Here is a 22295-nt window from a genome sequence, read left to right as displayed (position 1 = left end):
GGTCCAGGGTAGGGCGGTCAGTGGCCGTCGACGCTCCAGTGCCACGGCTCGCCGGGCAGGTTCTGCAGGCCGTAGTCCTCCGCGTGCTCGACCAGCCACGCGTACCCCGCGGAGCCCGAGCCGAGGGTTCGCCCGCCCTGCGTGAAGTCGATCGCGAGGCCCCGCTCGTGCCGCGACGATCCCGGCCGCGCGGTGCTCGGCGAGCAGGACGACGCCGGCGCCTCGTACACGTGCCAGTCCGTCGGTCCGCAGTGCGCGCGGCGCAGGGCGATCTGCTGGTCGGGGCTGCGCCATCCGCCGCCGCGCAGCTGCACGCCGTCGGCGCGCGCCGCCTCCACGAGCGCGTCGACCGCCTCCGCCAGGCACGGGTGGACGCGGATGCCGCTGCGCGTGACGACCGTGTCGCCCTGCGCGACCGGCCCGTCGACCAGGTCGCAGTCCGCCGGCTGCGTGCCGGTGGGGATGCTCTCGGGGGGCACGGCGACCTGCCACAGGACCTCCCCGACGGGGCCGACCAGCACGACCGCGGCCTCCTCGAGCACCAGCCGGGCACCGGCCCGTCCGGGCGTCCCGGTGCTCCACACCGGGGCCCCCGCCGCGTCGACGAGCACCAGGTCGCCGTCCGCCTGCATGCGCGCGGTCACGCCCGTCGTGGTCTGCGACGTCCACACCGGCTCGCCGTCGTAGGAGACGACGAGCGCGCCGTCCTCGACGCCCACGCGCAGGTGGCCCGAGGGGGACCCGAGGGCCGTCTCCCCGGACACCTCCGCGCCGGGCGGGAGCTCGGCCGGGCCGATCGGCGTGCCCGAGGACCACACGGGCGCCCCCTCGTCGTCGAGGAGCACCAGGTTCCCGTCGTCGCCCAGCGACAGCGTCGTCCCGCCCTGCCCGGCGGTGCGGCTGCGCCACAGCCAGCGCCCCTCCTCGTCGACCGCGACGAGGTTCCCGTCGCGCCGCAGCTCGAGCGCCACCGCGGGCGCCGCCGGCGCCGTCCCGGTCGCGTCCTCGTCGCCGGCCCCGGGTGTCCACCGGACGGTCCCGTCCGGTCCCATCAGCTGGACGCCGACGTCGGGCAGGACGAACAGGTTGTGCAGCCCGTCCGGCGAGGACAGCACGTCCCCGGCCTCGAGCCGCAGCGGGCCGGACCGGCTCGCGGGCTGCTGCGCGGTGCCGCTCTGCCACGCGACCGCGCCGGCGGCGTCCAGGACGACGAGGTCCCCGTCGTCCTGCAGCCGCAGCGTCCCGCCGGCCGCCGCCGTCCCGGTGCGCCACACGACGGCACCGTCGGGGGCGACCACCTCGACGTCCCCCGCCTCCGTCGTGCGCAGCACCGACCCCGGCACCCCGCGCCCGGACGACCAGCGCACCGTCCCGTCGAGCCCGTACAGCCCGAGCGCGCCGTTCGCGCCGAGGACCAGGGTGTGCGCGCCTCCCGGTGCGAGCAGCGCCTGTCCGACCGCGAGCGTCTCCCCCGGCCGCAGCACGTCCTCGCCGGGACCGGCGGTCGCCGGCGCGCCCGAGGCGACGACGAGCGCGAGCGCCAGCGGCACGCTGAGCACGACGACGGACGGCAGGCGCACGCGTTCCTCCCCCGCGCCGTCGCACCGCCCCCTGCGGCGTCCGGCGCAGACCCAGGCCAACATCTCGCCGCCGTGAGCGCAAGCCCCTGGCCGCACCTCGTGCGGTGGGGGCCGAGGATCACCCGTCCCGGGGGTCGCCCTCGCCCGGCGCGCCGGCCGCCCCGTCGTCCCCCGGGTCGCCGGGGTCCGGTGCGGGCGACGTGGTCCCGCTCCCCGGCTCGTCCTCCGTCTCGTCCTCCGTCTCGTCCGCCGGCATCGGCCACGGGCGGCGGTCGAGGACGCGGACGGTCGCGTCGGGCGCGACCTGGACCACCTGCCAGTCGAGGAAGCGGCGGTCGCGGGGGTCGAAGCGCAGCAGCGTCAGCTCGGCGACGCCGCGCAGCGGGCCGACGGTCGGCTGGCCGAGCGTCGCGCCCGCCGTGCTCGAGCTGATGTACCGGATCCCCTCGCCGACCTGCTCGGGGTCCGCCCGCCGGTGGTAGTGGCCCGACACCTGCGCCGGGACGCAGCCGTCCTCCAGCGCCTCGTCGCCGACGGTCGGCGTGTGGACGAGCAGCAGGTCGACGTCCCCGGCGTCGCACGCGACCTCGGCGAGCCGGCGGCCGGCCTCCCCCGGGGACTCGTCGGCGGCGGTGGTCGTGCCGCCGCCCACGCGCGTCTCCGCGGGGTCGCGGTCGCCCAGGACGCGCACGCCCGCGACGTCGACGACGGACCCGCCGAGCACGGTCGCGCCGGCGCGCGCGTACCGGCCCGACGTCTCGGCCGAGTCGTGGTTGCCGGGGGACGTCACGAGCGGCACCCCGGACGGCACGGCACGCGCGAACGACGTGACGCAGTACTGCTCCACGGACGTGCCGTTCATCGTGGTGTCGCCGGCGTCGAGCACGGCGTCCACGTCCGCGAGGCGTGCGAGCGACCCGACGAGCGGGGCCATCCCCACGTTGCAGTGCAGGTCGGAGACGACGAGGAGGACGACCGGGTCGACCGGCTCCTCGTCGTCCGCCGTCGCGGACGCGTCGGCGAGGGGGCGCGCGGACGCCCCCTCCGCGGCAGGCTCGCCTCCGGCCGCCACCCCGGCCGCTGAGTCCTGGCCGGCGTCCGGCGCCGTCCCCGCCTCGCGGGGGCCGTCGGTCGCCGCGTCCGTCGGCGCGTCCGTGGGTCCGTCCGTGGGCCCGTCGCCCGCCTCCGCGTCGGCCGCGGCGCGGGCGTCCTCCTCCCACAGCGTCCACGCCACCGCGAGGGCGTCGTCCGCCCGCTCGTAGAACTCCTCGTTCTGGCGCCACGCGTCCACGGCGTACCGGCCGTAGGTGTCGATGACGCCCCCGAGCCGGCCCGTGACACGCGCGCCTGCCAGCGGCGTGCCGTCGAACACCGCCGACGAGAGCGTCCTCGTGGTGGGCCGGTCGGGGGCCGCGACGCTCGAGGTGAGGACGGTCGTGCCGAGGACGAGCGCGAGGGCCGCCGCCACGGCCGGGCGCCGGTACGGGCGGGCGCGACGGGCGAGCTCCGCACGGCGGGCGGCACCCAGGAGCAGCCGGACCGCCCACCACACGGCCACCAGGACCGCGAGCGCCAGCAGCGCCCGCTCGGCGGCGTCCGCGGCGAGGGCCGTCGCGACGTCCCGCACGGTCGCCTCGGGGCCGCCGAAGAACTGCAGGTAGGACGCGAGGTCCCCGCTGAGCGCCTGCAGCGTCGTCGCCTCGTCGAGCTCCGTGAACTGGGCGGGGATCTCCTGCACGGTGGCGCGCGCGCCGAGGGTCAGCGGCAGCGGCGAGTCGATCTGCAGCGTGCCGAGGGGCCCCAGGTCGATCGTCACGGTCTTGTCCGTCGTGACGTCGTACCGCGCCAGGTGCGGCCCGAGCGAGGCCTGCACCGACGCCGTCGTGACGCCGAAGACGACGGACGCGACGACCGCGAGCAGGGCCAGCACGAGGGTGGACGGCCGCGGCCTGCGGAGGCGGACCGGACGGCGCCACCAGGGTGCGTCACCCACGGGTGCCCCCGTCCGGGGTGGGGCGCTGCGCAGGTCGTCCATCGGTGCCGAGCCTATTCTCGAGCGGGTGCAGGCGCGTCCCTACGAGCTGAGGTCGGTGTGGCACGTGCCCGCGTCCCGGCAGGAGTGCTGGGACGTCCTGGGCGACCCGCGCATGACCTGGCCGCGCTGGTGGCCGCGGGTGGAGGCGCTCGACGTGCGCCCCGCCGCCGACGGCGCGACGGGCTCGCGGGCGCGGCTGCGGTTCCGCTCCCCCGTCGGCTACGCCCTGGTGCTCGACCTGCGGGTGGGGGACGCGGACGCGCCGCGGCGCGTCGTCGTGCACGCCGACGGGGACCTGCACGGGCGGGCCGACGTGCGCCTGACCGAGCCGGCTCCGGGCACGACCCGCGTCGAGATCGCCTGGCGCGTGCGCACGACGCGTCGGTGGATGAACGCGCTCGGCCCGGTCGCCGCGCCGCTGTTCGCGCTCGCCCACGCGGCGATGATGCGCGCGGGCGAGCGCGGGCTGCGCCGCTACCTCCGGACGGTCAGAGAGAGTCCCGCCAGCGGACCCACTTCTCGGCGCGCGTGAGGTCGTAGTCCGGTCCGCCGGCGCTGCACGTGAACAGGCGCACGCCCGCCGCGAGCAGCTCGTCGGCGACGTCCTCGGGGTCCGACCCGTCAACGCCGATCGAGCGCGTCACCAGGGACGCCGTGTCCCGGCCGACGGCCGCGCCGTGCTCGTCGAGGATCCCGCTCTTGCGCCGCAGCGTCTCCACGTCGCCGAACGTGTGCCAGATGTCGGCGTGCTCGGCGACGACCCGCAGCGTCTTGCGCTCGCCGCCCCCGCCGATCATGACCGGGATCTCGCGGGTCGGTGCCGGGTTCATCGCGGCCCACCGCGCCCGGATGCGCGGCATCGCCTCGGCGAGGTCGGCGATGCGCGTGCCGGCCGTGCCGAACTCGTACCCGTACTCGGTGTAGTCGCGCTCGAACCACCCCGCGCCGATGCCCAGGATCAGCCGGCCCCCGCTGATGTGGTCGACCGTGCGGGCCATGTCCGCGAGCAGGTCGGGGTTGCGGTACGAGTTGCACGTGACGAGCGCGCCGATCTCGACGCGGCTCGTCTGCTCCGCCCACGCGCCGAGCATCGTCCAGCACTCGAAGTGCTTGCCGTCGGGGTCGCCGCTCAGGGGGAAGAAGTGGTCCCAGTTGAAGATCACGTCGACCCCGAGGTCCTCGGCGCGCAGGACGGCGTCGCGGATCTGGGCGTAGTCGGCGTGCTGCGGCTGCAGCTGGACGCCGATGCGGACGGGTGCGGTCATCGGTACTCCTCCGGTCGGGGGCGCGCTCGCACGCGCCGCGTCATCGTGGCACCCGCGGAGCGCTCCCGGGGTACGGACGACGGCGGACGGGCCTCAGAACTCCTCGTACTCCGCCGGGTCCTGGTCCTGCAGGCGCCCGTCCGGCCGGTCCAGCGCGGTGATCGCGGCGACCTCGTCGTCGGAGAGCGTGAACGACAGCACCCCGAGGTTGCGCCGCTGCCGCTCGGGGTCCGCCGCCTTGGGCAGCGGCACCGCGCCGAGCTGCGTCACCCAGCGCAGGATCACCTCGCCCGGTCCGACGCCGTGCGCCCGCGCGATGTCCACGACTGTGGGGTCCTCGAGCACGTCCGAGCCGCGGCCGAGCGGGCTCCACGCCTCCGTGACGACGCCGAGCGTCTCGTCCGCCGCGCGCTGCTCGCGCTGCACGAAGTACGGGTGCAGCTCCACCTGGTTCACGCTCGGCACCCGGCCCGTCGCGTCGAGCAGCGCGTGCAGGTGCTCCGGCAGGAAGTTCGACACCCCGACGGAGCGGATCAGCCCGGCCTGCTGCAGCTCGAGCAGGGTCGCGAACGCCTCGACGAACAGCCCCTGCTTCGGGTTCGGCCAGTGGATCAGGTAGAGGTCCCAGTGGTCGAGGTGCGCGCGGAACAGCGACTCGTGCACGGCACGCACGGCGTCGTCGTGCCGGTGGTAGCGCCCGGGCAGCTTCGAGGACAGGACGAGCTCGTCGCGCGGCACGCCGCTGCGGCGCACCGCCTCGCCGACCGACCCCTCGTTCTCGTAGTTGTACGCCGTGTCGATGAGCCGGTAGCCGACGTCGATCGCGGAGCGCACCGCCTCCACGCCGTCGTGCCCCTTGAGCGGGTAGGTGCCGAAGCCGATGACCGGCAGCTCGAGGCCGTCGAGGAGGGTGCGCGTGGGGACCGTCATGCCCGCCACGCTAGGCGCGTCGCGCGGGGGCACGCACGCCGACGACGCGGCGACGCCGGCCGGCCCGGTCCGTCACTGGTAGGTGACGAGGTCCGGGACGGGCTGCACCTGGTACGTCTGCACCGGGTCGAGCATGGGCGTGTCCTCGTCGTAGAAGTTCTTCCAGCCCCAGTGCACCGGCGGGGCGCCGGCGCGCAGCGTCGCCCACGTGCCCGCCTTCGCCGGCTGCCCGCCCTGGCCGTCCACGTGGATGACCGTCGCGAGCTCGTCGTGCGACGTGTCCAGCCGCTCCCGCTCGCCGATCATGCGCAGCTGGAACTGGTGCAGCACGAACATCTTCTGCGGAAGTCCGCGCTCCCGGGTGAACTGCGCGAGCCAGGCGGCCGTCGCGTTGACCTCGTCGACGCCCACCGACCCGATCTGGCGCAGGTGCACCTGGTCCGGGGCGAGCCGCCACTCGGGGTCGAGCGCGAGCCCCACGTGCGGCATCGCGAGCAGGTCCGCGTAGCGCTGGGCCTGCGTGACGAAGTCCGTCCGCCCGGGCTGCAGGTCCAGGACGACGTACGTGCCGGCCGCGCCCGCGGCCTCGACGAGCGGACGCAGGTCCTCCACGGGGCGCTCGGCGGAGTAGTCGCCGTCGTCACCGGCGCCCGCGGACGCGATCGTCGCGATGATCTCGACCATCGGCACCACGGTGTCGGTCGTCAGCGTGCGGTACGGCGCCGCGTGCTGCTCCGCGCGGGCGAGCGTGGCGGGCACGTCCTGCTCGCCGAGGACGCCCAGCGCCGAGGAGCCGGGCGTCCCGTACAGGGCGACGTACTTCTTGCCGGGCTGCCCCTCGGCCGCGGGGAACACGAGCTGGCCGCCGCCGGGCAGCTGCACGCCCGTGGCCGCCGTCGCGACGCGCTGCGCCAGGCGGTCGGCCGGCCCGAACGCCGCGCCCAGCGCGACGACGGCGGCCGGCTTCGCCTGCGCGACCTGCTCGACGGACGCCGCCGTCGCGCGGGGGTCCGCCCCGGGCGCGTCGAGGACGCCGGCGCCCGCGGCGCGCAGGGTCGCGAGCGCCGCGAGCGGCTGCGGGCCCGCGACGAGGCCGAGGACGGCCGGGCCGGGCGCCGGGGACGCGGTGGCCGGCAGCCGGGCGGGCGCCTGCGCGTCCTCGTCGCCGTCGTCCCGACTGGTCGGTGCGGGCGTGGTGGCGGACCCGCTGGGCGCGGGCGTGGCCGTGTCACCGGACCCGCCGTCGGCCGGCGCCTCGCCGGCCGCCTCCGCTCGCAGCACCGCCACGTCCCCCGGGGCGAGCGCGCGCACGGCGGCGGCCTCCCCGCCGGCGGCGACGGGCGTGTCGGCACCCACGGGACGCCCGGTGACGTCCGCGAGGGCGTCGGCGTCCGCGCCGGCGGGCAGCGGGACGGCGTCGACGTCGTCGGGCAGGACGGTGGCGTCGGCCCCGCCCACGACCAGCGCGGCCCGCGGCTCGAGCCGCTCCACCTCCGCCGCGACGTCGGCACCGGCGCCGGTGAGCAGCACGGGTGCCCCGACGGCGACGGCCGCCGTGGCGGCCGTGAGCTGGCCCGGCACGTCTGCGGCGTCCGCGAGCACGACGACCGGTGCGGACGCGAACAGCGCGGCCGACGTCTGCACGGCCGCGACGGCCGCGTCGTCGTCGGTCACGGTCGCGGGGGGCGGGGAGGCCTGCAGCGTCGCGGCCGTGGGCGTCGGGGAGGGCGACGAGGTCGCCGCGTCCGTCCGTCCCGACCCGTCCGGCGTCCCGTCCGTGCACGCCGCGAGGAGCGCGAGCACGCCCGCGAGCGCGGCGGCGGCCACCCGCCGGGCGTGCCGGGCGGTGCGGGGGCGGTCGGTCGGCTGAGGTCGGGCCGGCTGCACGCGGTCCCCTCCCGGGTCGTCGGGCGGCAGTGCCGCTGCTCGCACGGCCACCGGCCGCGGCCGGCGTCGGGCCGACGCCCAGCCACTGTAGGCGGACCCGTCGGCGGGCGCAGGCGCGCTGGTCACGGCTCCCCTGCGGGCGGGCCGGACGCGCGGCATGATCGGCGGGTGGACGACACGACGACCTCCGCCCCCTCGGCCGGCACCGACGTGCCGGGCACGGCCGCGCACGACCGTCCGGGCGTGTACGTCACCCCCGGCGCGGACTACGACCGCGACACCCGGTACATCACCACCCGGATCACCGCGGACGGGCGCGACGGGTGGCCCGTCCAGCCGGGGCGGTACCGGCTCGTGGTGTCCCGGGCGTGCCCGTGGGCCAGCCGCGCCGTGATCGTGCGGCGCCTGCTGGGCCTGGAGGACGCGCTCTCGATGGGCGTGTGCGGCCCGACGCACGACGAGCGGTCCTGGACCTTCGACCTCGACCCCGGCGGGGTGGACCCGGTGCTGGGCATCCCGCGCATCCGCGACGCCTACCTGCGCCGCGACCCGGAGTACCCGCGTGGCATCACGGTCCCGGCGATCGTCGACGTGCCGTCGGGGATGGTCGTGACGAACGACTTCGCGCGGATGACGCTCGACCTGGAGACCGAGTGGACGGCGCACCACCGCCCGGGGGCGCCGGACCTCTACCCCGACGCGCTCCGGGACGAGATCGACGAGGTGGCGCAGCGCGTCTACACCGAGGTGAACAACGGCGTGTACCGGTGCGGGTTCGCCGGCTCGCAGCGCTCGTACGAGCGCGCCTACGACCGCCTGTTCGCCGGACTCGACTGGCTGAGCGAACGCCTCGCGGACCGCCGGTACCTGGTGGGCGACACCATCACGGAGGCCGACGTGCGGCTGTTCACGACCCTCGTGCGGTTCGACGCCGTGTACCACGGCCACTTCAAGTGCAACCGGTCGAAGCTCACCGAGATGCCGGTGCTGTGGGCCTACGCGCGCGACCTGTTCCAGACGCCCGGCTTCGGCGACACGGTGGACTTCGTCCACGTCAAGCAGCACTACTACGAGGTGCACCGGGACATCAACCCGTCGGGCATCGTGCCCCGTGGTCCGCTCCTGGCCGGCTGGCTGACGCCGCACGGGCGCGAGGCGCTCGGCGGCCGCCCGTTCGGCGACGGGACGCCGCCCGGGCCGGTGCGCCAGGGGGAGCGCGTGCCCGCGGGGCACGGTCCGGCGGGCGACGACGAGGCCGGGGAGTGAGCGCGCCCGAGCTCGCGCACGCCCCCGTCGAGCCACGCGACGGCACCGCGCGCGAGCACGTGCGCGCCGCCGTCGCCGCAGGCGTCGCGGCGCTGGTCGCCGCCGGGCCGGGCCTCGAGGACGGCGACGACGACGCCGTGCACGACGCCCGGGTGGCGACCCGGCGCCTGCGCGCCGCGCTCGGCGTGTTCGACCCGGTGCTCGACCGGGAGCGCGTCGCGCCGCTGCGGACGCAGCTGCGCACGCTCGGCCGGCTGCTCGGGGAGGTGCGGGACCCGGACGTCGAGCGCGCCGCGCTGCTGCGCCTGCTCGACGCGGAGCCGGCGGAGCTGGTCGTGGGTCCGGTCCGCCGGCGCGTCGACGACGACCGCCGGGCCGCTCGCACCGCCGCGCTCGAGCACCTGCACGCCCACCTGGCCTCCGGCGAGCACCGGCGCCTGCTCGCCGCGCTGGCCGCCCTGGCGGAGGACCTGCCGGCGGGGCCGCGCGCCGACCAGCCGGCCGAACGCCTGCTCCCCCGTCGTGCCGCCCGGGCGTGGCGCCGGTTCGACGCCGCCGTGGACCGGGCGACCGCGCTGGCGCCCGGTCCCGGCCGCGACGAGGCGCTGCACGCCGCCCGCAAGGACGCCCGCCGTGCCCGGTACGCGAGCGAGGTCGCGGCGTCCGCCGTCGGCTCCCCCGCCCGGCGCTCGGCGCGCCGGGCCCAGGCCGTGCAGGCGGCGCTCGGGGACCAGCACGACGCGCGGGTCCGCCAGGCGTCGTTGCGCAGCGTGGCGATGCAGGCGCACCTCGACGGGGAGAACGCGTTCACCTACGGGCGGCTGCACGCCCTGGCGCAGGTGGCGGCCGACGCCGCCGAGCGGGAGGGCCTCGTGGCGATCGAGCGGGCGCGCCGCGGGCGGGGCTGGCTCGGCTGAGACGGGTCGCCCGTACCGGCCCCCGGCGCGCCGTGGCGCGGGCGGCTCCGTAGCGTGGACGGCATGACGGAGCGCGCCGAGGTGGACCAGTTCTTCGACGAGTACCGGCGCGGGCTGCTCGCCCGCGACACGGCGGCGGTGGCGGGTCTGTACGCCGTGCCGGCGCTCATCGCGTTCCCGGCGCAGTCGCTGGCGGTCGCGGACCGCTCGCAGACGGAGGCGTTCTTCGCGAGCGCGTGGGAGCAGTACGACGGGGTCGACGACGTCACGTCCGAGGTGCGCGTCGTGGCGGAGACCGGGCACAGCGTGTGGGCCGACGTCACGTGGCGCTACGGGGACGGGCGGACGGAGCGGTTCATGTACCAGCTCGTCCAGGACGGCGACGCGTGGCGCATCGCCGTCCTCACGCCGCTGACGTCCTGACCCTGCACGCACGCGAGGTGCGGCGCGCGCGTGCCGGCCGTCCGCGACCGGCGTCCCGGGCACCCTGGTCACGCCGTCGCGGGGCGCGCTAGGGTCGGCGCCACACGCCCCCGGGGAGCGCAGGAGCGCTGAGAGTGCCGGCCGGACGCCCGTCGTCCCACCGGCTGACCCGTGGAACCTGATCTGGTCAGCACCAGCGTAGGGAGCAGGGCTCGTGTCGCGGCGACCCGCGGCGCGCCTCCTCCCGTCGCGCGCCCGCACGGGTCCGCGACGGGCGGGCGCGCCCGCGTGCCGACGGGGCACGGCGCGTCCTCCTGCCCGGCTGCGTCCTTCCCGGGGGCCCGACCCCGGGAGGACCCGTGACCCGCACCACCACCCGCGACACCGACGCCGACGCCGCCCCCGGCGCCGCGAGCACCGCCCCCGCCCTGCACGACGACCGCCGTGCGCGCGCCTGCGCGCTCGGCGTCGGCGCGCGCGTGTCGGTGCACCCGCACCGCGACGACTTCGCTCCCGTGCTCCTCGCGGCCCTCGACGCGCTCGACCGCACGGGTGTCGACGTGGTGACCGACGACGTCTCGACGCTCGTGCGCGGACCCGAGCCCGACGTGCTCCGCGCCGTCGTCGCGCTCGTGGCCGCCGTCGCCCGTGGGGGCGGGCACGTGGTGGCGCACGTGCACCTGTCCCGCGGCTGCCCGGGCGAGGTCGCGTGCGACCTCGGTGACGACGTCGCGCTCGCCCCGGTGGACCTGCCGCTGCCCGCACCGGTCGGCCTGCCCGCGAGCGCGCACTGGGCGCTGTACCCGCTCGGCGTCCACGGGCACCTGGACGCGGTGCTCGCGGCCGTCGAGGAGGCGGGCACGCGCGTGCGCGTGACGCCCGAGCACTACGTCACCCGGCTCGACGGGGACCTCGCGGACGTGCTGGGCGCCGTGGCGCTCGCGTGGGCCCGCACGGGCGAGCACGTGCGGCACGTGGTGACGCACGTGACCGTCTCGGTGGGCTCGCCGTCCGCGGCCCCGGCGCACGTGGCGGTGACCCGGTGAGCGCGCGGGACGCCGCACCCGCCGACGTGGACGCGCCGGTCGTCGACGTGCGGACCCGCCGCGGGCTCACGCTGTCCGAGCTCGTGCTGCTGACCGTCCTCGCGGCCGTCTTCGGCTTCCTGTACTGGGCGCTCGTGCAGGCCTGGGGCGCCCTGCAGCTGGCGATGGGACCGTTCGGCGACCTCGCCCAGCACGTGCTCGTCGGCGGCTGGATGGTCGTCGCCCCGCTGGCGCTGTACATCGTCCGCAAGCCGGGGGTCGGGGCGGTGGTCGAGCTGGCGGCCGCGCTCGTCGAGGTGGCGTTCCTGGCGTCGCCCGTGGGACCGATGCTCCTCGTCGTCGGTCTCGTGCAGGGTGCGGGCGCCGAGCTCGCGTTCACGCTGACCCGGTACCGCCGCTACGGCTGGTGGGTGTTCGTGCTGAGCGGCGTCACCGCGGCCGTCGCGAGCACCCTGCTCGGCATGGTCCGGTCCGGGTGGCACCTGCAGGACCTGTTCGCGCTGCGGGTGGCGCTGCAGCTCGTCAGCGGCGTCGTCCTGTGCGGGCTGCTGGCACGCGTGCTGGGGGACGCGCTCGTGCGCACGGGCGTGCTCGACGAGACGGCCCTGGGCCGCGCGTGGCGGGCCCGGGTCGCCCGCGACGCCGCGGCGCCCGCCCGGGCGACGGGAGCGGCCGGCGACGGGGCGCCCGCGTGATCGAGGTGGGCGGGCTGCGCGTGCGCTGGCCGCACGCGGACGACGACGTGCTCGCCGGCACCGACCTCGACGTGCGGCCCGGCGAGCACGTCCTCGTGCTGGGGGCGTCCGGGTCCGGCAAGAGCACTCTGCTGCGCACGCTCGCGGGAGTGGTGCCGCAGCAGGTCGACGCCCAGACGTGGGGCCGGGTGCAGGTGGCCGGCCGGCGCGTCCTGGCACCGTCGGGGCCGGGGCGGCCGTCCGTCCCGACCACGACGACGGCGCACCTCGCCCGGGACGTCGGCACGCTCACGCAGGACCCGTGGGCGCAGCTGTGCCTGCCGACCGTGACCGACGAGGTCGCGTCCGGACTCGAGCACCGGGGCGTCCCGGCGGCGGAGATCGACGCGCGCGTGAGGGAGGCGCTGCGTGCCGTCGGCGCCGCCCACCTCGCCGACCGGCGGACGGCCACGCTCTCGGGCGGGGAGGGACAGCGGGTCGCGCTGGCCGCCGTGCTCGCGGCTCGTCCCCGCGTGCTGCTGCTCGACGAGCCGACGGCCCTGCTCGACCCCGCGGGTGCCGCCGGGGTGGCCCGCGCCCTCCAAGCCGCCGGGGGCCCGGACCGCACCACCCTGCTCGTCGAGCACCGGCTGGACGAGCACGACGGCGCCGGCCCCGGCGGCACGGGCGGTCTGCCCGAGCGGGTCGTCGTGCTCGGTGCCCGTGGTCGCGTCGTGGCCGACGGCCCGACCGCCGACGTCCTGGGGGACGCCGGCGGGCACCTCGCCGCGCTCGGGACCTGGCTGCCGTGGGCCGCGGAGCTCGCGGCGTCCGGCGCGCGCCGGCTCGCGGACGTCGAGGCCGCCCCCGTCCCCTCGCGCGGGACCCCGGGACCGGCCCTCCTGGAGGCGCGGGGTCTCGTCGTGCACCGCGGCGGACGTCGGGTGCTGGACGGGGTGTCCCTCGCCGTCCGCGCCGGCCGCGTGACCGCCGTCGTCGGGCTCAACGGCTCCGGCAAGAGCTCGCTGCTGCTCGCCCTCGCGGGTCTGCTGCCCGCGGACGGCGTGGTCCGCGGCGGCCGTGCGGCCCTCGTGCTGCAGCGGCCCGAGCAGCAGCTGCTCGCGCGGACGGTCCGGGACGAGGTCGCGTGGGGCCCGCGGCGGGCCGGCGCGCGCGACGCGGAGGCACGCGCCGACGCCGCCCTGGCGCGGTACGGCCTCACCGCGGTCGCCGGCGCCGACCCGTTCCGGCTGTCCGGCGGGCAGCAGCGCCGGCTCGCGCTCGCGTCGGTGACGGTGTGCGACCACGAGGTCGTGCTCGCGGACGAGCCGACCTTCGGCCAGGACCGGGCGACGTGGCGCTCGTGCGCCGTGTCGCTGCGCGGGCTGGCGGACGAGGGCCGGGGGGTGGTGCTGGTGACGCACGACGTCCGCCTCGTCGCGGAGGTGGCCGACGACGTGCTGGTGCTGCGCGACGGGCGCGCCCTCGCCCACGGGCCCGTCGAGGCGGTCCTGCGGTCGGGCGTCCTCGCCGGCGCCGGCCTCCCCCTGCCGCCGGCGGTGCGCGCCGCGCTGGCCGACGGTCGGGGGGCGGCGGGTGTCCTCGCCGGTGTCGCCGCCGCGACGGTGCGGGCCGGTGCCCCGGCCGGGGTGGGGCCGTGAGCGCGGCCCCCGCGGGGGCGTCCCCGGACGGACGGGCGGCGCCGCGTGCACGCCGGACGGCGCTCGCACGTCGCGACCCGACCGTCGTGCTCGCGACCCTGCTCGTGGTCTCGCTGCTCCTGCTCGTGCCGGTCGACCCGTGGACGCCGCTCACCCTGCTCGTGCTGACCGTGGCAGCGGCCCGTGCCGCCGCCGTGCCGTGGTCGACGCTGGCACGCGGGCTCGCGTCGTTCGGGCCGTTCGCGCTGTCGGTGCTCGCCGTGAACCTGGTGACGCGGCCGGGCGCGCCCGTGGCCCGGGTCGCGGGCCTCACCGTGACGGACGTCGGTGTGCTCGTCGGCACGGGCCTGGCGCTGCGCACGGTGCTGGTCGGCACGCTCGCGGTCGTCGTCGCGGCGTCCCTCGACCCGGTGCGGCTCGTGGCGAGCCTGCACCGGCACGCGCGGCTCGGGGCCCGGGGGGCGGCGGCGCTGCTCGCGGCGCACCGCGTCCTCGAGCAGCTCCCCGCGCGGTGGGTCGCGGTGCGACAAGCGCAGGCCGCGCGCCTGCCCGGTCCGCGTCCGACCCGGGCGGGCGCCCTGCCCACCTCGCCGGACCTGCTGGTCCGCGCGGCGTTCACGCTGCTCGTGGTGACGCTCCGGCAGGCGCAGCAGATGGCCGTGACGCTGGAGACACGGGGCGTCGGGAGCGGCCCTCGCACGGTGCACCGGCCGGCGCGCCTCGGCGCGGGTGACGCCGTGCTCGCGGCCGTCGCGGTCGGCACGACGGTGGTGGTCGGCGCGGTCCTGTGGCGCCTGGGCCTGCTGGAGACGTGGGCGTCGGTGGGCGGATGAGGCGGAGCGGTGCCCCGCCCCGCTCCCGCGCCGGTCAGACCGCGTGCGCCTCCCCGGCGCTCACGCGCACGACGTTGCGCCACGGGTCCTCGAAGCGCAGCGTCGCCCCGTCGTCGTCCGGGACGACGCCCGCCGACCGGACGCGCTCGCGCAGCGCACCGAGGTCGTCCGCCGTCGGCACGACGACCCGGACCTCGCCCAGCCCGAGCGACGACGCGCGCGGACCGGCGCCCGCGGTGCCCCACGTGTTCATCGCCAGGTGGTGGTGGTACCCGCCGGCGGAGACGAAGAGCGCGCCGTGCCACTCGGCCGTGACGTCGAAGCCGAGGGCGTCGACGTAGAACGCCCGCGCTCCGGCGACGTCGCCGACCTGCAGGTGGACGTGGCCGACCACGGCCGGGTCGTCGCCCGGCTCGGCGTGCGCCAGGTGCTCGGCGAGGAAGTCCTGCGGGTCGAGCCGCAGGGAGTCCATGACGACGCCTCCGTCGGGCGTGCGCCGCCACCGGTCGCGGGCGCGGTCCCAGTAGAGCTCGACGCCGTTGCCCTCGGGGTCGGTGAGGTAGAACGCGAGCGAGACGAGATGGTCGGCCGAGCCGACGTAGGTGTGCGGGGCGTGCCGCGCGACCGAGGCGAGGGCCGCGGCGAGCCCGGCGCGGTCCTCGAAGAGCAGCGCGGTGTGGAACAGGCCGGCGGACCCACGCGTGCGCGGCGGCAGGTCCGCGGCGTGCTGGAGCACGACGAGCGGGACGCCGCGCCGGCCCAGCGCGACGCGGGTCGGCCCGGCGCCGCCGGCCTCGCCGGCGAAGCGCTCCCCGGGCCGCTCGACGACCTGCAGGCCCAGGACGTCCCGGTAGTAGCGCAGCTGGAGGTCGAGATCGCCGACCAGCAGGGTCACGGCGTCCATCGCGGTGCCGGCGGCGATGGGCTCGGACGCGGAGCGGCGGGCGGGCAGCGGCGCCGGACCGGTGCCGGGCCGGGGTGCGGTGGACATCCCTCCACCCTACGGTTGAGGCTTCAACAGTTCAAGGCTCAACTAGTTCGTCAGGTCCCCGACATGCGGTGGTCGTGCCCGAACCCCGGCAGGAAGCGCGGGCCCGTCCGCGCGAGCTCGGCCTCGTACGCCTCCGCCCAGCCGCCGAAGGGCGCGAGCGCGAGGGAGTCGTTGGAGAACCGCGCGTCCTCGGTGACCTCGGTGAGGCAGAACGACGGGATCGCGAGGTCGGTCACCGGGCCGCCCCGCTCCACCTCCGCGACGAGCAGCGGCGCGTTGCCGCCGGCGAATACGTCGACGACCCAGCCGTCGTCGCCGAGCCACACCGCGTGCCGGAGCTTGGCGACGCGCGCCCCGCCGCGCCGGACCATCTCGACGCCCACCTGCGGGTCGATCTCCCGCTCGGCCTCGTAGCGGGTGCCCCCCGCCATCGGCCCCTTGACGGTCACGGCGCAGAAGTCGACCCGGTCGGCGAAGCGCTCGAGGAGCGTCACCTCGTCGAGGCGGGTGTCCACGGGGACGTCGACCGACGACGCCTGCGCGCGCACGCGCAGCGCGTACCCGCCGTCGGCCAGGTAGTAGCTCTGCACGATGAGCGCCGGCGCGGCCTCCAGCAGCTCCGCCGGCACGTCCCGCGCGAGGAAGCGCCGCTCGAACTCGAAGTCGCCGTACCCGGTGTCGCTCATGTCCGCCCGTCCGCCGGTGACCGCGCGCCCGGCGCGCGCCCGTCGGGCACCACGCTAGCGACCGGGCGCGCCCGGGAGGCGCGCAGGCACCCCCGCGCCGCCGCCCGGCGCCCGGGTGACGACGCCTGATCCCTTCGAGCGACACCCCAGCACGATCTTGCTGCAAGTTGCAGCAGCGCCTTGCAAGCGCGTGACCCCTCCCCCTACGGTCGCGCCGCAGCCCTGCGACGAAGGAGTCCCCATGCAGCCGCCCGCAGCCCGCCCGCGCACCCGCGCCGCCCTCGCCGCCGTGACCGTCGGCACCGCGCTGCTCGCCTCGGCCTGCGGGGCGCCCGCCCCGCAGGCCGAGCCCACGGCCGACACCGTGCGGCTGACCGTGTGGACCGACGAGGACCGGCTCGCCACCTTCCGCGCGCTCGCCGCGGAGCACACCGCGTCCACCGGGGTGGAGGTCGACGTCGAGGGGCACCCCAACGACGAGCTGCGCCAGGCGTACCTGACCGCGATGACGAGCGGTCGTGCGCCCGACGTCCTCGTGGGTCCGCACGACTGGCTGGGCGAGCTGGTCGCGCAGGGCGGGGTGGCGCCCGTCGACCTGCCGGACCCGGACGCCTTCGCCCCCGCGGCCGTGCAGGCCGTGACCTACGACGGCGAGGTGCACGGCGTCCCGCTGTCGACCGAGAACGTCGCGCTCGTGCGCAACGACGCCCTCACCACGCTGACCCCGGTGACGTTCGACGAGGCGGTCGAGGAGGGCCGGCGGCTCGTGGCCGCCGGGATGGCCGACCGCCCGCTGCTGCTGCAGCAGACCGAGGCCGCGAGCGACCCCTACCACCTGTACCCGCTGCAGACGTCGTTCGACGCACCCGTCTTCCGTACCGACGAGACCGGCTCGTACACCCCCGAGCTCGCGCTCGGCGGGGAGGGCGGGCGCGCCTTCGCCGCCTACCTGGGCACCCTGGGCGAGCGCGGCGTCCTCGACCCGGCGGTCGACGCCGACGTGGCACGCGAGACGTTCGAGGCGGGCCGCGCGCCGTTCGTCGTCACGGGCCCGTGGAACGTGCCGGCCTTCCTCGAGGCCGGGCTCGACGTCACCGTGCTGCCGGTGCCGCCCGCGGGGCCCGAGCCCGCCCGGCCCTTCGTCGGCGTGCAGGCGGCCTTCGTCTCGGCGACGACGTTCCGCGAGCCGGAGGCGGTCGCGTTCGCCCAGGCGCTGGCGGCGCAGGACGTGCAGGCCCGCATCGCGCAGGACACCGGGCGGGCGCCCGCGCTGCTGGCCGCGGTCGAGGGCTTCGACGAGGACCCCGTGCTGCAGGGCTTCGCCGCGGCCGGCGCCGAGGGCGCCCCCATGCCGGCGATCCCGCAGATGTCCGCCGTGTGGTCCTTCTGGGGCGCGGTCGAGCACCAGCTCGTGGCACGCGCGGGCGACCCGGCGGCGCTGTGGGACGGCATGGTCGCCGGCATCGAGGCGTCGCTCGCCGACGGCTGAGACACGCAGGCTCGTCGGCCGCCGGAGGGATTGCGCTTCCCGGCGCGGCCGTGCGAGGCTCGGGAGCGACGTCGAGAAACCGGTTTCTCGGCGCGGCCACCGCGACGAAGGAGTCCCGGCATGCCCCCTGTCCCCGGGTCCGCACGGACCACCTCTCCCCTGTCCCGACCGGTCCGCACCCTGCTCGCCGCGGCACTCGTCGGGACGCTCGCCCCCGCGCTCGCCGCGGCCCCGGCCGCGGCCGCACCCCCCTCGCCCGCGCCCCAGGCGCGCGACCTGGGCCGCGAGGTCCTGCCCGCCGGCGACGGCTGGGCCTCCTGGTCCGGGACGACGCGGCCCGACGGACGCGTCGTCCAGGCGACGGGCACGACCGGCGGTGCCGCCGCCGACCCCGCCGAGGTGTACGTCGTCGACACGTGGCCCGAGCTGCGCGACGCCCTCGCCGGCCGTCCCGGCGGTTCGCAGACCGACGCGCGTCGCAGCACCACGCCCCGGATCGTCTACGTCCGGGGCACCCTCGACGCCTTCACCCAGGCCGACGGCACGCGCTTGACCTGCGACGACTTCGCCGCGCAGGTGACCGTCGCCGGCACCGGCGCGCCGTTCTCGATGGACGACTACGTCGCGCACTACGACCCCTCCGGGCCCTGGGGCCGCGAGGACCCGAGCGGTCCGCTCGAGGACGCCCGCGTCGCCGCCGCCACCGTCCAGGCCCGGCAGACGCAGCAGCACGTGGGGTCGAACGTGACGATCGTCGGCGTCGGGGACGACGCCCGCATCGTCGGCGCCAACCTGCGCATCCGTGACGCGTCCAACGTCATCGTCCGCAACCTGACCCTGTCCGACGCCTACGACTGCTTCCCCCAGTGGGACCCGGGCGACGGCGAGACGGGCAACTGGAACTCCGCCTACGACAACCTCTCGGTCTGGACCTCGACGAGCGTGTGGGCCGACCACCTGACGCTCGACGACGGCGAGCACCCGCCGGCCTCCCTGCCGACCGTGTACGGCCGCCCGTACGAGGTGCACGACGGCCTCCTCGACGTCACGCACGGCTCCGACCTCGTCACGGTGTCGTGGAGCCACTTCGCCGACCACGACAAGACGAGCATCGTCGGGTCGTCGGACTCGCGGCTGCAGGACCGCGGCCAGCACCGCGTGACGTACCACCACAACCGGTGGACCGACGTCGGCCAGCGTGCCCCCCGCGTGCGGTTCGGCGACGTGCACGTCTACAACAACCTGTACGAGCAGACGCGGCCCGGCCTGTTCTCCTACTACTGGGGTGCCGGCATCGAGTCGAGCATCGTCGCGGAGAACAACGCGGTCGAGCTCGCCGAGGGCGTCGACCCGGCGCGCGTCGTCGCCGAGTGGAAGGGCACGCAGCTGCGGGAGACGGGGACGCTCGTGAACGGCCGGGAGGTGGACCTGGTCGCCGCGTTCAACGCGACCGCGCCGCGGCCGCTCGCCGACACCGCGCGCTGGACCCCGTCCGACCACTACGACCCGCAGGTGCAGCCCACCGAGGAGGTCGCCGCGACGGTGCGCGCGGGTGCGGGCGCGACGCTCCCCTCGGGGACGCCCGTCGCGTCCCGGGCGCCCGACGCCCCCCGCCTGTCGCACGACAACGGGTGGGACACCGGACTGCACGACGGCGCCTACACCGTCACCTCGACCCTGTGGTGGGGTCAGAACGCCACGGTGGTCCGGTTCTACGAGAACGACGTGCTCGTGGACGCGCAGTGGCTCGACGGACGCTCGCCGGACCGGCAGACCGCGCGGCTGGACGTCACGGGCAAGGCGGACGGCACGTACACGTACGTGGCCGAGGTGCTGAACCCGTGGGGCACGGCACGGTCGGCGCCGCTGACCGTCACGGTGCGGGACGCCGCACCGGCTCGCCCGACGGTGACGGCCGGCCGCGTCGTCGACGGCTCGGTGACCGTGACGACCACGCTGTGGTGGGGCACCAACGCCACGGAGTACGTCCTGCTGGTCGACGGCGCCGAGGCCGACCGGCAGGAGCTGGTCGCCGCGACGCCGCACCGCCAGCGCGCCACGACGACGCTGACGGGCCTGGCACCCGGCACGCACACGCTCGTCGCCCGTCTGACGAACGCCGCGGGCAGCACCGAGAGCGCGCCGCTGCAGATCACGGTGCGAGGCTGACACGTCGGTCGCCGGCCCCGACCGGCACGCACGAGCACCGGTCCCCGTGGCGCACGAGCCGCGGGGACCGGTGCCGTCCGGCCCGGGGGCCGGTCCGTCAGCGAGCCGGCGCGGCGCCCTCCTGCGGGCCCAGCTCGGCCGGCAGCCCGAACCGTGCGAACAGCGCCTCGCCGAACCAGACCGTCACGTGCCGCACGCCGTCCTCGCCCAGCGTCACCTGCTGCACCTGGAACGGCCGGTGCACGCCGTCCGCACCGCGCATGTAGAGCCCGTAGGCGGGCAGCCCGTTCGCGGACGTGGGCAGCAGCCGCATCGAGCCCGGCCCCGTCGCCGGGCACCAGGTCGCGATGAGCTCCCCCACGGCCGCCGGGCCCTGGTACCAGCCGGGAAAGGGCGGCATCTCCCACACGACGTCGGCGGCGAGCAGCTCGACGATGGCGGCGACGTCGTACGCCTCGAACGCCGCGACGTACCGCGCGAGCAGCTCGCGGTGCCGCGGGTCGGTCGGCTCGAGCGGCGGCTCGTCCTGCACGTTCGCCATGTGCGCGCGCGCCCGCTGCAGCGTCGAGTTCACCGCGGCCACGGACAGGTCGAGCGCGTCCGCGACCTCGGCCGCGGACCACGCGAGCACGTCGCGCAGCAGCAGCACCGCACGCTGCTGCGCCGTGAGGTGCTGCAGCGCCGCGACGAACGCGAGCCGGACGGTGTCGCGGCCCACCGCCGTGTCGGCCGGATCGGCCGGAGCCGTCGACCAGACGAGCGCGTCGGGCAGCGGCTCGAGCCACGGGACGCTCGTGTCCTCCCGCGGCTGGTCGCGCGGGTCGGCCGGCGGTGCGCCGATGCCCGTCGGCAGCGGGCGGCGCTTGCGGCCCTCGAGGTGGGTGAGGCAGGTGTTGGTGGCGATGCGGAACATCCACGTCCGCAGCGACGACCGGTTCTCGAACCCGCGCATGGCGCGCCACGCCCGCAGGTACGTCTCCTGGAGCATGTCCTCCGCGTCGTGGACCGACCCGGTCATGCGGTAGCAGTGGGCGAGGATCTCGCGCCGCAGCGGTGCCAGCCGCGCGGTGAACTCCTCCTCCGACAGCTCGGTGCCGCCGGGGCCGGCGGCGGGCGTGACGGTCGCGGCGGCGGACGCCGGGACGCGTGCCTCGTGAGGTGTGGTCGTGGTCACACGACGACGGTAGCGACGACCCCCGACAGCCCGGAACCCCGCGGCCGGCCGCGTCGGCCGGGCGCGACCCGATGAGTCCGGCGCGGGGCCCCGGTCGGTACCGGTGACGCGACGGACGTGCGCCGCGTCACGGCCCTGACCGCCACGCGCGCCGGCGCCGTGGGACAGGCCCGACCCCGAGGAGCCCGCGTGGACCGCATGATCTTCGTCAACCTGCCGGTGCACGACCTGCCGGCGGCGCGCGCGTTCTACGAGGCGCTCGGCTTCCCCGTCAACGAGATGTTCTCGGACGAGCACGTCGTCAGCGTCGTCGTCTCCGACACCATCTGCGTGATGCTGCTCGACCACGAGCGGTTCGCCGCGTTCACGCCCCTGCCCGTCGCCGACGCCCGCACGAGCACGCAGGTGCTCAACTGCCTGTCGGCGGCCTCGCGGGCCGAGGTCGACGCGTTCGTCGAGCGGGCGCTCGCCGCCGGGGGCACCGAGTTCCGGGCGGCGCAGGCCGACGGGCCGATGTACGGGCGCTCGGTCGCGGACCCGGACGGGCACGTGTGGGAGATCCTGCACATGGACCTCGCCGACGCCTGACGGGACCGCGACCACCGCGACCCGGCGGCCCCGACGGCGGCCGGTCGAGGCCGCCCGGACCGCGCCGCCCCGCGTGCCAGACTCCTGGCATGCCCTCCGACGCCACCGGCCCCGTGCGGTACGCGCCCGACGACCACCTCGGCGGACGGTCCCTGCTCGTGGCGGCGGCGTACGTCGTGCTGCTGCGTCCCGCCGCCGGCGGCGACGAGGTCCTGCTGCAGCTGCGCCGCGGCACCGGGTACATGGACGGCTTCTGGGCGACCCTCGCCGGGCACGTCGACCCGGGTGAGTCCGTGCACGAGGCCGCCGTGCGGGAGGCCGCGGAGGAGGCGGGGGTCGTCGTCGCACCCGACGCGCTGCGTCCCCTGACCGTGCTGCACCGCTTCCAGCGCGGCGGCCCGGCCGTCGAGCAGCGCATGGACACCTTCTTCGAGGTCCGCACCTGGAGCGGCACGCCCGAGGTGCGCGAGCCGGCCAAGACCGAGGCGATGGCGTGGTTCCCGCTGGCCGCGCTGCCCGACCCCGTCGTGCCGCACGAGCGCCGGGTGCTCGACCTGCTCGCGCAGGGCGCTCCGCTGCCCGCCGTGATGTCCCTGCCGTCCTGACCGCCGCGCGCCGCGCGCCCGCCCGCAGCACCTCACCCGGGACACGGCGCGGCCCCGGCACGGGAGATCCGTGCCG

General features: G+C 77.1%; 20 protein-coding genes. 12 read left to right on the top strand and 8 right to left on the bottom strand.

Annotated features, from left to right (window positions below; genetic code table 11):
- Window positions 1–17: 17 nt before the first annotated feature.
- Both FB586_RS12160 and FB586_RS12155 read right to left on the bottom strand, forming a co-directional pair.
- Window positions 18–1580, bottom strand: a complete 1563-nt coding sequence (locus tag FB586_RS12160; protein WP_136519542.1) for a D-alanyl-D-alanine carboxypeptidase family protein — start codon at window positions 1578–1580, stop codon at window positions 18–20.
- A gap of 118 nt (window positions 1581–1698) precedes the next feature.
- Window positions 1699–3573 carry a metallophosphoesterase family protein gene (locus tag FB586_RS12155; RefSeq protein WP_246036717.1) on the bottom strand — a complete coding sequence of 625 codons (1875 nt, stop codon included), beginning with the start codon at window positions 3571–3573 and terminating at the stop codon, window positions 1699–1701.
- A gap of 67 nt (window positions 3574–3640) precedes the next feature.
- Between FB586_RS12155 and FB586_RS12150 the strand changes: the two genes are divergently transcribed.
- Window positions 3641–4147, top strand: a complete 507-nt coding sequence (locus FB586_RS12150) for an SRPBCC family protein (protein WP_136519540.1) — start codon at window positions 3641–3643, stop codon at window positions 4145–4147.
- Here the strand turns inward: FB586_RS12150 and FB586_RS12145 are convergent.
- The 3 genes from FB586_RS12145 to FB586_RS12135 all read right to left on the bottom strand — a co-directional run bounded on the left by FB586_RS12145 (window position 4104) and on the right by FB586_RS12135 (window position 7637).
- Window positions 4104–4880 carry an LLM class F420-dependent oxidoreductase gene (locus FB586_RS12145; protein WP_136519539.1) on the bottom strand — a complete coding sequence of 259 codons (777 nt, stop codon included), beginning with the start codon at window positions 4878–4880 and terminating at the stop codon, window positions 4104–4106. The two genes, FB586_RS12150 and FB586_RS12145, sit on opposite strands and share 44 nt — an antisense overlap.
- A gap of 93 nt (window positions 4881–4973) precedes the next feature.
- Window positions 4974–5810 (bottom strand): aldo/keto reductase, encoded by an 837-nt coding sequence (locus tag FB586_RS12140; RefSeq protein WP_136519538.1) that lies wholly within the window; start codon window positions 5808–5810, stop codon window positions 4974–4976.
- A gap of 72 nt (window positions 5811–5882) precedes the next feature.
- Window positions 5883–7637, bottom strand: coding sequence for a hypothetical protein (locus FB586_RS12135; RefSeq protein WP_246036716.1), 1755 nt, complete (start codon window positions 7635–7637; stop codon window positions 5883–5885).
- Window positions 7638–7865: 228 nt separating this feature from the next.
- Between FB586_RS12135 and FB586_RS12130 the strand changes: the two genes are divergently transcribed.
- The 7 genes from FB586_RS12130 (at window position 7866) to FB586_RS12100 (ending at window position 14517) form a co-directional block, all read left to right on the top strand.
- Window positions 7866–8963 carry a glutathione S-transferase family protein gene (locus FB586_RS12130; RefSeq protein WP_187697868.1) on the top strand — a complete coding sequence of 366 codons (1098 nt, stop codon included), beginning with the start codon at window positions 7866–7868 and terminating at the stop codon, window positions 8961–8963.
- On the top strand, window positions 8960–9880 hold the full coding sequence (locus tag FB586_RS12125; protein ID WP_168800540.1) for a CHAD domain-containing protein: 921 nt from the start codon (window positions 8960–8962) through the stop codon (window positions 9878–9880). The genes FB586_RS12130 and FB586_RS12125 overlap by 4 nt, the downstream gene beginning before the upstream one ends.
- Before the next feature lie 63 nt (window positions 9881–9943).
- Window positions 9944–10303: a DUF6841 family protein gene (locus FB586_RS12120; protein WP_168800539.1), complete on the top strand. Its 360-nt coding sequence runs from the start codon at window positions 9944–9946 to the stop codon at window positions 10301–10303.
- A 359-nt stretch (window positions 10304–10662) separates the two neighbouring features.
- On the top strand, window positions 10663–11349 hold the full coding sequence (locus FB586_RS12115; RefSeq protein ID WP_136519535.1) for a YkoF family thiamine/hydroxymethylpyrimidine-binding protein: 687 nt from the start codon (window positions 10663–10665) through the stop codon (window positions 11347–11349).
- Window positions 11346–12044, top strand: coding sequence for an ECF transporter S component (locus tag FB586_RS12110; protein WP_246036715.1), 699 nt, complete (start codon window positions 11346–11348; stop codon window positions 12042–12044). Before FB586_RS12115 ends, FB586_RS12110 begins: the two co-directional genes overlap by 4 nt.
- Window positions 12041–13684 carry an ABC transporter ATP-binding protein gene (locus FB586_RS12105; RefSeq protein ID WP_168800538.1) on the top strand — a complete coding sequence of 548 codons (1644 nt, stop codon included), beginning with the start codon at window positions 12041–12043 and terminating at the stop codon, window positions 13682–13684. Before FB586_RS12110 ends, FB586_RS12105 begins: the two co-directional genes overlap by 4 nt.
- The gene (locus tag FB586_RS12100; protein ID WP_136519533.1) at window positions 13681–14517 is read left to right on the top strand and encodes an energy-coupling factor transporter transmembrane component T family protein; all 837 of its coding nucleotides are present in this window, start codon (window positions 13681–13683) and stop codon (window positions 14515–14517) included. The genes FB586_RS12105 and FB586_RS12100 overlap by 4 nt, the downstream gene beginning before the upstream one ends.
- Window positions 14518–14551: 34 nt before the next feature.
- On the opposite strand, the gene FB586_RS12095 is transcribed toward FB586_RS12100, so the two are convergent.
- Together FB586_RS12095 and FB586_RS12090 are read right to left on the bottom strand one after the other, a co-directional pair.
- Window positions 14552–15508 carry a VOC family protein gene (locus FB586_RS12095; protein ID WP_136519532.1) on the bottom strand — a complete coding sequence of 319 codons (957 nt, stop codon included), beginning with the start codon at window positions 15506–15508 and terminating at the stop codon, window positions 14552–14554.
- Window positions 15509–15558: 50 nt separating this feature from the next.
- Window positions 15559–16194, bottom strand: coding sequence for a CYTH domain-containing protein (locus tag FB586_RS12090; RefSeq protein ID WP_136519531.1), 636 nt, complete (start codon window positions 16192–16194; stop codon window positions 15559–15561).
- Between the two features lie 241 nt (window positions 16195–16435).
- Here FB586_RS12090 and FB586_RS12085 point away from each other — a divergent pair, with 241 nt between their 5' ends.
- Window positions 16436–17683 (top strand): sugar ABC transporter substrate-binding protein, encoded by a 1248-nt coding sequence (locus tag FB586_RS12085; RefSeq protein WP_136519530.1) that lies wholly within the window; start codon window positions 16436–16438, stop codon window positions 17681–17683.
- Window positions 17684–17803: 120 nt separating this feature from the next.
- Window positions 17804–19852 carry a pectate lyase family protein gene (locus FB586_RS12080; protein WP_136519529.1) on the top strand — a complete coding sequence of 683 codons (2049 nt, stop codon included), beginning with the start codon at window positions 17804–17806 and terminating at the stop codon, window positions 19850–19852.
- A 97-nt stretch (window positions 19853–19949) separates the two neighbouring features.
- Here the strand turns inward: FB586_RS12080 and FB586_RS12075 are convergent, their stop codons facing one another.
- A complete protein-coding gene (locus FB586_RS12075) occupies window positions 19950–21026 on the bottom strand; it encodes a sigma-70 family RNA polymerase sigma factor (RefSeq protein ID WP_246036714.1) in 1077 nt (358 codons plus the stop codon).
- Window positions 21027–21224: 198 nt separating this feature from the next.
- Between FB586_RS12075 and FB586_RS12070 the strand changes: the two genes are divergently transcribed.
- The gene (locus tag FB586_RS12070) at window positions 21225–21614 is read left to right on the top strand and encodes a VOC family protein (RefSeq protein ID WP_136519634.1); all 390 of its coding nucleotides are present in this window, start codon (window positions 21225–21227) and stop codon (window positions 21612–21614) included.
- Between the two features lie 89 nt (window positions 21615–21703).
- Entirely contained in the window at window positions 21704–22219 is a 516-nt protein-coding gene (locus FB586_RS12065) for an NUDIX domain-containing protein (protein ID WP_136519528.1), read from the top strand.
- The last annotated feature ends 76 nt before the right edge of the window (window positions 22220–22295 follow it).

Origin of the sequence: Cellulomonas telluris, assembly GCF_004886325.1 — a bacterium.
Lineage (GTDB): Bacteria > Actinomycetota > Actinomycetes > Actinomycetales > Cellulomonadaceae > Cellulomonas > Cellulomonas telluris.
Note: the sequence above shows the minus strand (reverse complement) of the source record. Positions and strands in the feature narration are given on the sequence as shown.

Coding starts and splice junctions, on each gene's coding strand:
- FB586_RS12145 (WP_136519539.1), bottom strand. CDS start 4,880: ATGACCGCACCCGTCCGCATCGGCGTCCAGCTGCAGCCGCAGCACGCC.
- FB586_RS12140 (WP_136519538.1), bottom strand. CDS start 5,810: ATGACGGTCCCCACGCGCACCCTCCTCGACGGCCTCGAGCTGCCGGTC.
- FB586_RS12120 (WP_168800539.1), top strand. CDS start 9,944: ATGACGGAGCGCGCCGAGGTGGACCAGTTCTTCGACGAGTACCGGCGC.
- FB586_RS12095 (WP_136519532.1), bottom strand. CDS start 15,508: ATGTCCACCGCACCCCGGCCCGGCACCGGTCCGGCGCCGCTGCCCGCC.
- FB586_RS12090 (WP_136519531.1), bottom strand. CDS start 16,194: ATGAGCGACACCGGGTACGGCGACTTCGAGTTCGAGCGGCGCTTCCTC.
- FB586_RS12085 (WP_136519530.1), top strand. CDS start 16,436: ATGCAGCCGCCCGCAGCCCGCCCGCGCACCCGCGCCGCCCTCGCCGCC.
- FB586_RS12080 (WP_136519529.1), top strand. CDS start 17,804: ATGCCCCCTGTCCCCGGGTCCGCACGGACCACCTCTCCCCTGTCCCGA.
- FB586_RS12070 (WP_136519634.1), top strand. CDS start 21,225: ATGATCTTCGTCAACCTGCCGGTGCACGACCTGCCGGCGGCGCGCGCG.
- FB586_RS12065 (WP_136519528.1), top strand. CDS start 21,704: ATGCCCTCCGACGCCACCGGCCCCGTGCGGTACGCGCCCGACGACCAC.